This is a genomic window from Gammaproteobacteria bacterium (assembly GCA_027296625.1).
GTDB lineage: Bacteria > Pseudomonadota > Gammaproteobacteria > JAKEHO01 > JAKEHO01 > JAKEHO01.
In genome coordinates this window covers 15,156-28,627 of sequence record JAPUIX010000170.1, presented here as the reverse complement: position 1 = coordinate 28,627, position 13,472 = coordinate 15,156, and the positions used below count along the sequence as shown (strand labels likewise).

Below are 13,472 nucleotides of genomic sequence, written 5' to 3'. Positions count from 1 at the left end.
TTTCTAATGAAACAAGTTCGCGTTCACCGTAAGATGGACCCAGATGCTGGCGGCATACCCCAATCCGATAGCCCAGCTCCATTTGAGATGAGAGAAGAAGGTATAGATGCCGCGCGCTTGCCCCATCACGGCCACACCCGCCGCCGATCCAATCGACAGCAACGATCCGCCGACACCTGTGGTGAGTGTCACCAGCAGCCATTGGCCGTGGCTCATATCAGGTGACATCGACAGGACGGCGAACATCACCGGGATATTATCGATGATAGCGGACAGGATCCCGACAAGTATGTTGGCCGTAGTGGGTCCCAGATCGACATACAGCACCTGGGCACCCATTGCGAGGTAGCCTATCTGCGCAAGCCCCCCCACACACAGGATGACCCCGTAGAAAAACATCAAGGTATCCCATTCCGCCCGCTCCAGGGCCTTGAAGACATCAAACGGCGTTTTAGGTGGTGATGTGATTAGCGCTTCATCCACCTCAAGCCTTGCCTCCTCAGGCCCTTCGGTCGGCCGCCGCAAGGCCAACGCCCCGCGGGTCTTTAGGTAATACCCATAGAACTTCAAAAGCCCTAAGCCCGTCATCATCCCCATCACAGGCGGCAGATTCAGGAAATAGCGTGCCGATATGGCCATGGTGATCGTCAACAAAAAGAGGCCAAGCACTCCCCAGGCCCCTTTCTGCAGCTCTGCCTTCTCAGCGACGGCATCGGGTTGCCCCTTGGGCACTGTAAAGGACATGATGACAGCCGGGATAATCCAGTTGATGAACGATGGCGTAAACAGTGCCAAGAATTCATGAATTTTGACGATGCCCTTTTGCCAAACCATCAAGGTGGTGATATCGCCAAAGGGGCTGAACGCCCCGCCCGCGTTCGCGGCAACCACAATGTTCACACAGGCCACGGTAACAAAGCGGACATTCGTACCGCCCACCGCCATCACCACCGTCGCCATCAACAACGCCGTCGTCAGATTATCTGCAAGTGGCGATATACAGAACGCGAGCACTCCCGTTATCCAGAAGATCGTTCTAAGCGAAAAGCCCCGGGACACGAGCCAAACCCTAAGGGCATTGAAGAGACCGACTTCTTCCATCGTGTTGATGTAGGTCATCGCTGCAAGGAGAAATAGAAAGATCTGGGCAAATTCCAGTAGATTGTGGAGTACCGCCTCTTCCGCCGTGTGCATGTCACCCACTTGTAAATAGGCGAGGGCAACTAGGGCCCAAATGATGCCCGCCGCGACCATGACAGGTTTTGATTTCCTGAGGTGCAGCGTCTCCTCGGCAATGACCAGGGTATACGCGAGCACAAAGATCGCAATTGCCGCAATACCCATCCATTCGCCGGTAAGATCTAAGACAAGCCCTGCATCGCTTGTCGCATGCGCTGCTCCCGGCAGACAGAACGCTACGCTTGGGATTGCCATTCGCCGCAATCGGCTCAGGATGACACTGTGTATCGAGCCCAACTTAATCATTTTTCCCCTCCAACTGATCCATCTTGTTGAAACACCATTCAACCTAGTCATACGGGCAACCCCCTCCAACGGTGGCGCCAACGACACGACAGGAAGCCCCCACAACGCTACTTTAACCGCAAGTTCATCATCAGTGTTAGCCCATGCCCGCTATGCCACGGAATGTCACCATCGTATCGACAGCCAGCGTGCAATCGATCGAGGTCACCCACGCATGATATCTGTGCATCAGTTCAGCAATACCTCAGCGACTAATCCTGGCCAATCACATCAATCCAAACCCGGGATGCTGAGGTTTGGGTTACAATGGCCCTTATGGTTTGGAAACCCAATGTGACTGTCGCTGCCATCATAGAGCGGGATCGACGCTTTCTCTTGGTTGAAGAAACCGCCAATGACGGTCGGGTGGTGTTCAATCAACCGGCCGGCCATCTTGAACCGGGAGAAACCTTGTTCGACGCGGTGAAACGGGAGGTGCTGGAAGAGACGGGTTGGCACTTTGAACCAGAGGCGCTGGTTGGTGTTTATCTTTGTTCAAACGCCGAAGAGGATGTTACATACCTTCGCATGTGTTTTTGTGGTCGCTGCCAAAAGCATGAGCCTGAGCGTCCGCTCGATGAGGGTATTATCCGGGTCAGATGGCTCTCGCGTGACGAGCTTATCTCAATGCGCGAGAAACTTCGCAGTCCAATGGTACTGCGGTGCATTGACGATCATATGAAGAGAAGACATTACCCCCTAGACATCCTCAATCACTACATACCGGGGAAAAGGTTGGCGGCCTCGACGGGCCCAGAGGAGACAGCATGGTCGCAACACAAATAGCTCCAACCACGCTTGCCTGCAGCAAGGTCATCATCGGTCTTTCTGGTGGTGTCGACTCATCTGTTAGTGCCATGCTGTTGAAGCAACAGGGATATACAGTCGAAGGTCTTTTCATGAAAAACTGGGAAGAAGACGACACTGAATACTTCTGTGCCGCAGCTGAAGACGTACAGGATGCCAAACGTGTCTGCGATGATCTGGACATTCCACTCCATACGGTAAATCTATCGACTGATTATTGGAAAAATGTCTTTATGCATTTTCTCAATGAATACAGATGCGGTCGCACGCCTAATCCGGACATCCTTTGCAACCGTGAGATCAAGTTCAAGGCTTTTCTCGAGCACGCACTAAGTTTAGGTGCCGAAATGATCGCAATGGGCCATTACGCACGGGTCCGTTCGGCAGATGACCGCTTTCAGCTACTCAAAGGCTCAGATAGCAACAAGGACCAGAGCTACTTTCTGTACGCGCTAGGGCAAAAACAACTCAAGCACTCGCTCTTTCCGATTGGCGAGATGAGAAAACCAGCAGTTCGAAAACTCGCTGCAGACGCAGGCCTTGTAACACACGATAAAAAGGACAGCACTGGGATCTGTTTCATCGGTGAGCGCCACTTCAAGACATTTCTAATGCGTTATCTGCCAGCGCAACCAGGCGAGATCCAGACGCCGGACGGGAAGACGATCGGGCATCATGACGGAGTGATGTACTACACCTTGGGTCAGCGCAAAGGGCTTGGCATCGGTGGCCGCACAGACGCCCGTAGTAAACCCTGGTACGTTGTAGCGAAAGACCTCAAAAAAAACGTGCTCGTTGCCGTCCAGGGAAATGATCATCCCCTACTCTTCAGTCATCGTGTTGTGGCGTCGGGACTCCACTGGATCCTCAGCCCGCCACCTGAGCTCCCGTTCAAATGCAAGTTGAAAACCCGCTATCGGCAGCCTGATCAGGATTGCACCATTACGTCGCTTGACAACGATCAATGTCACGTGGATTTTGACCGGCCTCAGCGCGCCGTGACACCCGGTCAATCAGTAGTGTTTTATCAGGGCGATACCTGTCTCGGCGGAGGCACCATAGACAAAACGTATCGATAGCACCACCGGCCACTTTCAAGCACGCCGTGATCGCGGATCTAGGCACGGCCAGCGACAAAGATCTCCGCGAACTCGCCGAACACCCGCACAATAGGTAAAATCTCCCCTTACCAATTTGGAGGGAAAAATGAAAAACAGTTTCCAAGCGCGCTCGACGCTCAATGTTGGGAAATCAACGTATGAGCTATTTGCGCTTAAGTGCCTTGATAAGCGCTTTGATATCCAGCGCCTACCCTTCTCACTGAAGATCCTGCTCGAAAACCTTTTGCGCTGTGAAGACGGAGTCAATGTGACAGTCGACGACATTGAAGCCCTTGCATCGTGGGATCCCCAAAGCGAGCCGACCCGTGAGATTGCGTTTACGCCGGCCCGCGTACTGATGCAGGACTTCACTGGTGTGCCCGCCGTTGTCGACCTTGCCGCCATGCGTGATGCCTTGGGCAAACTCGGTGGCGATCCCGCTCGCATTAATCCCATTTCTCCAGCAGAACTGGTGATTGACCACTCGGTTCAGGTGGATGTGTTCGGGCGCGCGGATGCGATCGCACAAAATGCTGCAATCGAATTCGATCGCAACAAAGAACGTTATGCATTCTTGCGATGGGGCCAACAGGCGTTTTCCAACTTCAAGGTGGTACCCCCCGGTACCGGCATCGTACATCAAGTCAATTTGGAATATCTCGCCCGTGTAGTGTTCACCAAAAAAGACAATGGGATTGAACAGGCCTATCCCGACACATTGGTCGGCACCGATTCCCATACCACCATGATTAACGGCTTAGGCGTATTGGGCTGGGGGGTTGGGGGGATCGAAGCCGAGGCCGTCATGCTCGGCCAACCCATCAGCATGCTGATCCCCCAAGTGGTCGGTTTCAAACTCACAGGCCAACTGCCCGAAGGCGCCACCGCCACAGACCTCGTACTCACGGTCACCCACCTACTTCGAGAGCGGGGCGTGGTGGACAAGTTTGTCGAATTCTTCGGCGAGGGTCTCGACCACTTACCACTCGCCGATCGCGCGACCATCGCGAATATGGCCCCGGAATACGGGGCTACCTGCGGGATCTTCCCCATCGACGGCGAAACCCTGCGCTACCTGGAACTCTCCGGCCGTACAGCAGAGCAAATCGCATTGGTGGAAGCCTACACTAAGGCCCAGGGCCTTTTCCGAACAGCCAGCAGCGATGAAGCGGTGTATTCCGATGTGCTGGAACTGGATATGCGCAGCGTCGAACCTAGCCTCGCCGGCCCAAAGCGACCGCAGGACCGAGTCTCGCTGCGCGAGGCCAAGCAGGTCGTCAACCAAGCACTGCGCGAACATCATCATGAACGAGCGGCATCTAGAAACGGCGACATGGCGCGTTTTGAAAATGAAGGTGGCGGCACAGCCGCCGGGATAAAAAACTCCGGCCCCGCGAATAGCGCGCCCATCGTCTTAGATGACAGTGCATTCCCGATTGCAGACGGCGCCGTCGTCATTGCCGCAATCACGTCGTGCACCAACACCTCCAACCCGTCCGTCATGGTGGCGGCTGGCCTACTGGCGAAGGCGGCACACGAGCGAGGCCTCAAGGTAAAACCTTGGGTAAAGACGAGCCTTGCCCCAGGATCAAAGGTCGTGAGTGACTATCTGGAAAAAGCAAAGCTGATGCCCCACCTTGAGGCGATGGGGTTTAACCTCGTGGGCTACGGCTGCACCACCTGCATCGGAAACTCAGGCCCATTGCCCGAGGCCGTAAGCCAGGCCATCCAAGCGCGTGATCTGGCGGTGTGTGCGATCTTATCAGGTAACCGCAACTTCGAGGGACGCGTGCATGCTGAGGTAAAGATGAATTTTCTTGCTTCACCCCCCCTGGTGGTAGCGTATGCCATAGCGGGCACGATGGACATCAACCTCTACAAGGAACCCCTAGGCATCGACAAACAAGGAAAACCCACTTTTTTGAAGGACATCTGGCCCAACCAGCAGGCTATCCATGAAACGATAGCAAGCAGTATCGATCCCGCAATGTTCCGCGCAAGTTACGAGAATGTTTTCTCAGGTGATAGTCGTTGGACCAGCATGACGATACCACAAGCCGACCAGTTTGACTGGGACCAACGTTCTACCTATGTCAAGAGTCCTCCGTACTTTGATGACATGCACGCTAACCCCGATAGCATCGCGGCCATCCGCGGCGCTCGCGTTTTGGCCCTGCTTAGCGATAGCATCACCACGGACCACATCTCCCCCGCCGGTGCCATCAAACCCGACAGTCCCGCCGGTCAATACCTGATCGCGCACGGTGTTCAACCCAAGGACTTCAATTCTTACGGGTCACGACGTGGAAACCACGAAGTGATGATGCGCGGCACATTCGCGAACATCCGCTTGCGTAACCAACTGGCGCCAGGTACCGAGGGCGGATGGACAGTCCATTTTCCCTCCGAAAAGCAGATGAGTATTTATGATGCTGCCATGAAGTATCAGACGGACAGCGTGCCGCTATTGGTCTTAGCCGGTAAAGAATATGGCACCGGATCCTCACGCGACTGGGCCGCCAAGGGTGTCGCGCTGTTGGGCGTGAAGGCCGTCATTGCCCAAAGCTTTGAGCGCATTCACCGATCGAATCTCGTGGGTATGGGGGTTCTGCCCCTCACCTTCCAAGACGGGGAAAACGCGGAAAGCCTAGGGCTCGCTGGCACGGAGGTCTACGATATCGAGGGGCTTAAGCCTCAGGCCAAGGAAGTCACCGTGCTTGCAACAGCCGATGACAGCGAGCCCATACGCTTTACTGTCAAGGTTCGCATCGACACACCCAAGGAGTGGGACTACTTCACGAACGGCGGCATCCTACCCTATGTACTGCGGCAACTCGCGGCCTAGGCCTTATGGATGGAAACACGCTGTTCGCCCCCGCTGGGTGACCACTGTGCTGGATCAGATTCTGTAATTGGCGCCACAGAGTCGTCTTGAACTCCCTTCGATCAGTCACCGCAAGTCCATGAGTATTCATCCCACAGCAGTCGTGGAAGACGGAGCAGTCCTAGGCCACGATGTCATTGTCGGCCCCTTTGCTTACATCGAACGGGGGGCGTGCCTCGGCGATGGGTGTGCCATCGGACCTCAGGCAGTCATCTACCGAAACACGACACTGGGACCCGGCTGCCGGGTCCACGCCGGTGCAGTGCTGGGGGACCTGCCACAAGATCTCACCCATAAGAATGACGAAACCTACGTCAAGATCGGCGCCAACTGTGTGGTCAGAGAGGGTGTGACGGTCCACCGCGGCACGAAAGCGGGTAGCTCGAGTATCGTTGGCGACGAATGCTATCTGATGAGCTGTTCTCACGTTGCACATAACGTAAAGTTGGGCAAGGGTGTCATCCTTGCCAACGGGGCGTTACTGGGTGGTTACAGTGAAGTCGGCGATGGGGCTTTCATCAGTGGCAACTGTCTGGTGCACCAGTTCTGCCGCGTGGGGCGACTCGCCATGCTGGGTGGCGGCAGCGCAATCAGCCTAGACGTTCCGCCATTTTGCACCACACAACCCCTTCAACCCAATAAGATTCTCGGGCTGAATGTCATCGGCATGCGCCGCGCAGGCATGTCACCGGTAGAACGTCAAGAGGTCAAACACGCCTTTACCCTTATTTACGGATCGGGCCTCAATGTCCCACAGGCCACACAACGTGTTCGCGATGAATTTAACGACGGTCCCGCCATTGAGTTGTGTGAGTTTATCGAGGCATCCAAACGCGGCGTTTGCAGAAAGAATATTGAGGAAAACGATATCGACGTAAACTTGGATTTGTAATGCATTATCGGATACAGATCTGATGTTTCTCTCCGTATTCAGCACAGACCCACTGCGCAGTAGGCTCATGAGGGACTTAATAATTTAGTACTGCGAACTGCAACTCGTCGCTATGACACGGCCACCCTTCGGACATAGAGGAAGTAATACATTAGGGAAGCAACGGCAAGCCACCCAAGCGCCAGGTATCCAATAATTCCGTCATAATTTCCGACCAAGAATCCCCAGTCCGACTGATAATCCAATCCCGTAAGCTTTTTCGTCATTTTGAGCGATAGCACCCAACCGGCATGGATTCCAATACAGTACCCAATATGACCTGTCTTGAAGCGGACCAGAGCAAGAAATATCCCTGCTGCGAGTAGCGCTAAGAAAGAACCCAGAAACCCAAGGTTCCAGTAACTGCTGAAGGAATCCGACAGCACCGTAAAGCCGCTGAACCAACCTACATCATCGAAGGGAATTTCGATTTGGGGGCGAATGAAATGAACCGCAGCATAAAGGAATGCTGTAAACACGATTGTTCCTGTAACGTTAAGCGCCTCTTGTAGGACACTAAATAAGGCGCCGCGGAACAATGTCTCTTCGATTAGTCCAATTAAAAGCCCTGCAAACAGCGCCTTTACTAAAATGCCCATGAACTCGAGTGAAAAGAGTGATATGTGTAAATTGACGACTCTCACCCCAAGGATTACCAACACGATCGCAAGGGATGCCATAATCGTGATCCCAACAATCATGCCACGACCGACAGCTGCCAAAAATGCCCTCGGCGGGATACCAAATCCCAGGTTGCTGCCTGTTGACAATCCAAGCGATTTTCAATAGAGGCCAGAGAGCAACCAAGGCAACGAGCAGGAATGCGCGAGGCGCAACCTTATGAAAAGGAATTTGCAACAACGCCGACTGCTCAAACAGACTATGATGGATCAACAGAAACAGGAGATACGATAGCAGCGCGCCGAAGACGACCGTGGCGCCAATATAGACAAGGAAGTTGCTCAATGCCTTCATTTAATATGAGAAGCGTGAAACTGTGAGGCCCGCGCGCATCCTCGTGTTATTGGTCTACGGCGATCGACACTGCCGTGCCGAGTCACCCACCCTTTTCTAACATCGAACCACCTAACCATCTCTTCTCGACCGCATGACATCCAGCACCACCCGCGCAGCTCGAAGGCTTGGTGGCTCACCGCCCATACCCAGCATCTCAGCTACATGGCGCTCGCCTTCGATTTGTTCAGCGCGCCACTCAGAATCACTCAGCATGCGTTCCACGGCAGGTACGAGCTTTTCTGGCCTGCAGTTTTCCTGTAACAGCTCCGGCTGCATAGGGCGCCCGAGCAGAATGTTAACGAAGCTTACATAGTCCAGTTTAATCATCCGCCGCATCATGAATGCTGTTAGCGGATTGACACGGTGGGTTACGACAGTAGGCACGCCCGCCGCCGCGAGTTCGATCAGCGCCGTACCCGATTTAGCCAGCGCAACATCTGCCGCCGCATACACGTCATATTTTTCATCTCGGCGCCGAACGACTATGACGGGCATCGGCAAAGCTGAAACCGCCTCCTCAATGAGATCGGCGACAGTGGACACCGTTGGGAGCGCTACGCGAAGTCCCGGTACACGCTCATTAAGCTGGGTAAGGGCCTTTATGAACACGGGCAGCAGGCGTGCTGTCTCGCCTCGACGGCTCCCAGGTAGTGCGCAGATGAGTGGCGCGGTCATCGGGATCCCGTAGCGCTCGCGGAACCCCTGTCCATCGCCTCCGGAGGCGCCCTCCACGGCCGGGTGACCCACGAAATCACAACGGAGCCCGTGCACCTCAAAATAGGGTGGCTCGAATGGCAATAGAGCCAACACGCGGTCCAGAAAACCCGTCATCTTCCTTGCCCGCCAGGGCTTCCAGGCCCATACCGTCGGTGCCACATAATGGATGAGTGGAATTCCATGACCCTTCAGGCGTTCGGCCACCTTGAGCGAGAAATCCGGTGAGTCGATGGTCACGACGACATCGGGTTGACATTTCAGAACCGCTTGAACGGTATCACCGATGCGGCGAAAGATACGCGGTAAGTGCAGCATCACCTCGACGATACCCGTCACAGAGAGCTCCGTCATCGGAAAGAGACTCTTGAGCCCCTGCTCGGCCATCTGCTCCCCACCGATACCCGCAAACTGAATCGCGGGGCCTCCCTCGTCCTTCAGCGCTGCCATCAGGCGTGCCCCAAGTTGATCGCCCGATGGCTCACCTGCAACGAGAAAAATCAGCTCTCCCGCTTCAGAGTGGGCTGGCGCGCTCACGCCTTGATCGTGATTCCGATAAGAAACAAGCCGGCTTCATCGGCTGCGCGGGTTACAGCAGGCTGATCAACGACCAGAGACACTCCGGCTTCAATGGCAATGCCTCGAAGGCCCGCAGCAGCCGCCGCTTGAACCGTACTGACGCCGATCGTCGGCAGATCGACACGATGCTCTTGCGCAGGCTTCTTCACTTTCACGAGAACTCCCCCGGGTCCGTCGCGGCCCAGCGCAGCGCAGCGGGTCAGCAGTGCGTCCGTGCCCTCGATCGCCTCAACACCAAGGACAATGCCGTGCTGCACCACGACACTCTGGCCAACATCCACATTGCCCAGTGCCCGTGCCACTTCGACGCCACGTTCGATGTCCAGCCTTGCCTGTTCATCAGGTGCGGACTCTGTATATATACCTTCAACAGCCAACACATCTCCGAGTATGTTATCCAGTCCCACCACCCGAAATCCCTCTTCTTCAAACTCCTTGATCACACCTGAAAGTAGCCCGTCATCCCCAAACGCAGCGGCTCCTATTTTAAACAGCAAACGGCGCAGCCGTCGGTCCGGCTTCATCCCGGTAAAGGACGGTCGGCGCGCATGGCCGGCCAGGACGAGTTCTTCAACGCCTGCTTCGCGCAGCAGCTGAATACTGGTTTCAAAAGCGCCTAAGCGTGTCCAGGCATGCGGCACGTCGGCAACCAGTTTCGGATCGGTGTACCCCTCAACGGCAAGGACGAAAAATTCGCGCCCGATGGCGCGGCAAACGGAGATGAGAGAAGCAGGCAGGTCGCCGCCGCCCGCGATGATACCGAGCTTAGGCGGCATAGGTCACTTTCGCCCGACACACAAGGCACAATAGCTCAGCTTGCGCCACTCCGATATCACCCAAAAGCACCCGATAGTTTATTGCCATTTTGTCCGACTCAACAAACCTCTTAATGTGTACCCTACATTCGGGTATTTAGCGCTGCGACGACAAACGTTATTCACTCTCGTACCTCGATTGGAGTCAATCGGACAGCATCAACTTATGCCAAACAGGCACGTGTGGACAGTGCTCTGAAGAATAAGACAATGTTTTTGTGCCGACAAGTCCATCAAGTCACTCGGCGAGCGTGGGGCGCATTACGTTCGTAACTCGTGCTCTTCCCCTTGTACTTCTATGGAAGATCTCTTAGCCGTAGCCTTCACAAAGCGCCTGCCAATCCCGATCCGAAAAATAATAAGCATCTGTGTATTTTCTAAGTTTTATTAAGGATCGATACAACCGCGTCAGATTCCTAAGGCGCCAACGGTCGGACTGATTACACAGTTTGCTTCGATCAAAATCAACAACATATATCGCATCTTTTCCCTTTAGTAAAATATTGTGTGCATTTAAATCTGCGTGGTATACGCCAGCATCATGAAAACGTCGTATACAGGTGCCAATAGATCTCCATAAATCCTCGCCTAGTTTGTGTTGTCTGAGTAATTCAGTTAGAGAGCAAGCGCCGATCAGGCGCTCGATTATTATATCTGCCGTGTAGAATGGGCCGCGCCTCAAAACCCGGGCTGCCACTGGCTGCGGCACTGGCAATCCCATTTCACAAAGCTTCTCTAACATGCACCATTCCCGCCATGCTCGCGTGCGACGAATTCCTGTCCAGAAGTACTTATCACGTATGACCCGTGCTATAGCGCCGCCCCGGTAGTAGTGGCGCAACACGCAATCCTGGCCTTTCAATTTGATAAAGTAGGTCACGCCCCGCCCCTGAACTTTGCCGACCACGGAGCCAACATCAGCCAACTGCTTGGGATCGAAACTAATATCCTCACCACTCTGAACGACATCCCGGTCATAAATAATATAGCCACGATCAAGCGATTGTTCGCGCGCGTTCATCAGCATCTGCCATCAATTACTGCTTGCCAACAAGGGGCATCCAGAATTGGCCCCGACCAATCGGCGTACCCCATAGTTTCCCATTTAAAAATGGTATCTCCTAAGACACAGTTGTATCTCGAAGGGCGAGGGCGTTGATTTGAGGGAAATTAAATAGGAAAGCCATACTAAATACGGCCGCGCGGAGATTGCACATTTTTTTGAGTGTAATCAGCATAGGATTTTTCTTCAACGATGTCAGAGTGAAAAAGGATATTGATCTGACGTTTAATAGCCGCCCGCTTATCATTATTTTTGTATACTGCGCGAGCTAACTCAACGAATTCTGAATCAAACTGACCTTCGGCCTCTTTGAGCCTAATCTTATCCTTAATATCCCAGAGCGCTTCGTTTATCGACTTGATCTCATTCCTCTCCTTATTAATATCATCTATAGCATAAGGAGAATTTTCCCATGTTCGATTTAACAGATCCAATTCTGTTCTGACGTTCCTGCGTTTGTTGACATCACCGATTCGCTACGACTTCGTTTCCAGGATAGTGATTTTGTCGATAAGCTCACCGATGGAAATCGGTACAGTTATGTGGCTCATTCAGATAAGCTCCCGCAAAAAATGAAGCGACATTGTACGCCAAGTCAACAGATTGCAACAAATATGATATGAAAACTCTTTTGTAAAGAATGCTTCAGCCAGCTAGGCACAAATACGAACGTTCCCTGCTTCAGATCACCACGTGGAGCCAACGTGGTCCACAAATCAGTCACGAAGCCTATAAACTAGTGCCCATTTGCATCGTCTGTCTCAATGAGATCTTGGTATAACTTTGCGTAACATCCCGCCATTGCATCAATGGTGTGACGTGCCTGGAGCAATGAAAACGCATCCTCGACGTATCCAGCAGCGCTATTGCAATCCAACAGCACATCCAGGATCTTCTCGGCTACCGCGTGAGGATCACTTACAGGCGCTAGATAACCCGTCTGTCCATCTTGTACTAATTCGCCTATCCAACAGCGGCAGTTGCCGCCACCGGTACGCGATATGCGAAGGCATCCAGGATCGCCGAGCCTAGGCCTTCAGACTTCGAAGTCAGTACAAATACGTCAAACACTTTGTAATACGAATAGGGATCTGTCTGATAACCTTCAAGGAAGATGTTTTTCAAACCGAGCTCCTCTGCTTTTGCCTTTACAGTGTCTTCATCTTTCCCTCCGCCGACCAATACAAAGGCCACATTGTGTTGATGGTCTTGAACATGGCGAGCGGCTTGGAGGAATGTCATGGGAATCGATGTGTCAGGGTTTGCTGCCTATTTCGCCCATCAGCAGTTTGAACTGGACGTGCGATGCGTTACCCTCAAAGATGCATAGTTTCCGGATAACGCATTCGACTATATCCCTCAGAAAGATCTGCTCGAACACGTTCTTCGCCCGCGTGATCACCTACTGGAAACCCATCGGGTTTTGCGTGTAGGTGGATGCCTTCAGTTGATCACTCCCAACGGCAACGCAGATCTTGAAGTAATCAAGAAAATGTCGGACACCCTTCAGCGATCGTCAAAAAGCTTATTGGCCCTCCTAGGCCAGATCCACCTCGCTTTCTTTTCAAAGCCGCATTTGTTACGACTGTTCTCGGAGTATGGGTTCGAATGCGTCAGGTTCCGAAACATACATATCAAAAGGGATCCGCACGCTCTCGGCTATCTGCCAGCGATGAGAAAGACGCTGCGGGCTGTACCGGCCCGTCAGTCGCGAGACGAGCTAGACTTGTCTTCACGGATGCAGAAGGTCATTGCGATTTCAGACGATCCCAAGACGGAGGGCCTTGTCAAAAAGATAAGACATGGATTGGCAACGCATTGATCGCGACTTCGAACCTGGCATCCATACTTTTATTTCCGGCGTATTCAAGAGAGAATGGGTGCGTGGCCGAGTTTTGCCACCTTGGGCATTGATTTTGGATACGACTTCGAGTTCCTATTACGAAAGCGATAAAAACAAGTAAACATAGATTGCTGAACTACCGTGCCAAACTCTCTAGCGCGTTCGTCAGACAGTGCAATGATCGGCTGACTTGAT

11 protein-coding genes and 1 pseudogene are annotated in these 13,472 nt (G+C 53.3%); 5 read left to right on the top strand and 7 right to left on the bottom strand.

What is annotated here, in order from left to right; translation table 11 throughout:
• Positions 1-3: 3 nt before the first annotated feature.
• Entirely contained in the window at positions 4-1,485 is a 1,482-nt protein-coding gene (nhaD, locus tag O6944_10465; GenBank protein ID MCZ6719560.1) for a sodium:proton antiporter NhaD, read from the bottom strand.
• Between the two features lie 315 nt (positions 1,486-1,800).
• Here nhaD and O6944_10460 point away from each other — a divergent pair, with 315 nt between their 5' ends.
• The 4 genes from O6944_10460 (at position 1,801) to lpxA (ending at position 7,207) form a co-directional block, all read left to right on the top strand.
• Positions 1,801-2,310, top strand: a complete 510-nt coding sequence (locus O6944_10460; protein MCZ6719559.1) for an NUDIX hydrolase — start codon at positions 1,801-1,803, stop codon at positions 2,308-2,310.
• Complete coding sequence (gene mnmA, locus O6944_10455) at positions 2,292-3,410, top strand: tRNA 2-thiouridine(34) synthase MnmA (GenBank protein MCZ6719558.1); 1,119 nt, start codon at positions 2,292-2,294, stop codon at positions 3,408-3,410. The genes O6944_10460 and mnmA overlap by 19 nt, the downstream gene beginning before the upstream one ends.
• A 127-nt stretch (positions 3,411-3,537) precedes the next feature.
• On the top strand, positions 3,538-6,276 hold the full coding sequence (gene acnA, locus O6944_10450; protein MCZ6719557.1) for an aconitate hydratase AcnA: 2,739 nt from the start codon (positions 3,538-3,540) through the stop codon (positions 6,274-6,276).
• 118 nt (positions 6,277-6,394) lie between these two features.
• Complete coding sequence (gene lpxA, locus O6944_10445; GenBank protein ID MCZ6719556.1) at positions 6,395-7,207, top strand: acyl-ACP--UDP-N-acetylglucosamine O-acyltransferase; 813 nt, start codon at positions 6,395-6,397, stop codon at positions 7,205-7,207.
• Positions 7,208-7,317: 110 nt separating this feature from the next.
• Here the strand turns inward: lpxA and O6944_10440 are convergent, their stop codons facing one another.
• From O6944_10440 to O6944_10415, 6 genes and pseudogenes are all read right to left on the bottom strand, one after another.
• Positions 7,318-8,016 carry a CPBP family intramembrane metalloprotease gene (locus tag O6944_10440; protein MCZ6719555.1) on the bottom strand — a complete coding sequence of 233 codons (699 nt, stop codon included), beginning with the start codon at positions 8,014-8,016 and terminating at the stop codon, positions 7,318-7,320.
• Positions 8,017-8,332: 316 nt separating this feature from the next.
• Positions 8,333-9,514 (bottom strand): lipid-A-disaccharide synthase, encoded by a 1,182-nt coding sequence (gene lpxB / locus O6944_10435; protein ID MCZ6719554.1) that lies wholly within the window; start codon positions 9,512-9,514, stop codon positions 8,333-8,335.
• The gene (gene lpxI, locus O6944_10430; GenBank protein ID MCZ6719553.1) at positions 9,511-10,332 is read right to left on the bottom strand and encodes a UDP-2,3-diacylglucosamine diphosphatase LpxI; all 822 of its coding nucleotides are present in this window, start codon (positions 10,330-10,332) and stop codon (positions 9,511-9,513) included. The genes lpxB and lpxI overlap by 4 nt, the downstream gene beginning before the upstream one ends.
• 349 nt (positions 10,333-10,681) lie before the next feature.
• Positions 10,682-11,392, bottom strand: coding sequence for a 3-deoxy-D-manno-octulosonic acid kinase (locus tag O6944_10425; protein MCZ6719552.1), 711 nt, complete (start codon positions 11,390-11,392; stop codon positions 10,682-10,684).
• 167 nt (positions 11,393-11,559) lie between these two features.
• Positions 11,560-11,985, bottom strand: a pseudogene (locus tag O6944_10420) (DUF6165 family protein).
• A gap of 412 nt (positions 11,986-12,397) precedes the next feature.
• The gene (locus O6944_10415; protein MCZ6719551.1) at positions 12,398-12,676 is read right to left on the bottom strand and encodes a glycosyltransferase; all 279 of its coding nucleotides are present in this window, start codon (positions 12,674-12,676) and stop codon (positions 12,398-12,400) included.
• A gap of 560 nt (positions 12,677-13,236) precedes the next feature.
• Between O6944_10415 and O6944_10410 the strand changes: the two genes are divergently transcribed.
• The gene (locus tag O6944_10410; GenBank protein ID MCZ6719550.1) at positions 13,237-13,398 is read left to right on the top strand and encodes a hypothetical protein; all 162 of its coding nucleotides are present in this window, start codon (positions 13,237-13,239) and stop codon (positions 13,396-13,398) included.
• Positions 13,399-13,472: the final 74 nt, after the last annotated feature.

Bases quoted from the DNA above. Each gene is read 5' to 3' on its own strand.
- O6944_10410 (MCZ6719550.1), top strand. From the start codon at position 13,237: ATGGATTGGCAACGCATTGATCGCGACTTCGAACCTGGCATCCATACT.
- lpxI (MCZ6719553.1), bottom strand. From the start codon at position 10,332: ATGCCGCCTAAGCTCGGTATCATCGCGGGCGGCGGCGACCTGCCTGCT.
- mnmA (MCZ6719558.1), top strand. From the start codon at position 2,292: ATGGTCGCAACACAAATAGCTCCAACCACGCTTGCCTGCAGCAAGGTC.
- nhaD (MCZ6719560.1), bottom strand. From the start codon at position 1,485: ATGATTAAGTTGGGCTCGATACACAGTGTCATCCTGAGCCGATTGCGG.
- O6944_10415 (MCZ6719551.1), bottom strand. From the start codon at position 12,676: ATGACATTCCTCCAAGCCGCTCGCCATGTTCAAGACCATCAACACAAT.
- O6944_10425 (MCZ6719552.1), bottom strand. From the start codon at position 11,392: ATGAACGCGCGCGAACAATCGCTTGATCGTGGCTATATTATTTATGAC.
- O6944_10460 (MCZ6719559.1), top strand. From the start codon at position 1,801: ATGGTTTGGAAACCCAATGTGACTGTCGCTGCCATCATAGAGCGGGAT.
- lpxA (MCZ6719556.1), top strand. From the start codon at position 6,395: ATGAGTATTCATCCCACAGCAGTCGTGGAAGACGGAGCAGTCCTAGGC.
- acnA (MCZ6719557.1), top strand. From the start codon at position 3,538: ATGAAAAACAGTTTCCAAGCGCGCTCGACGCTCAATGTTGGGAAATCA.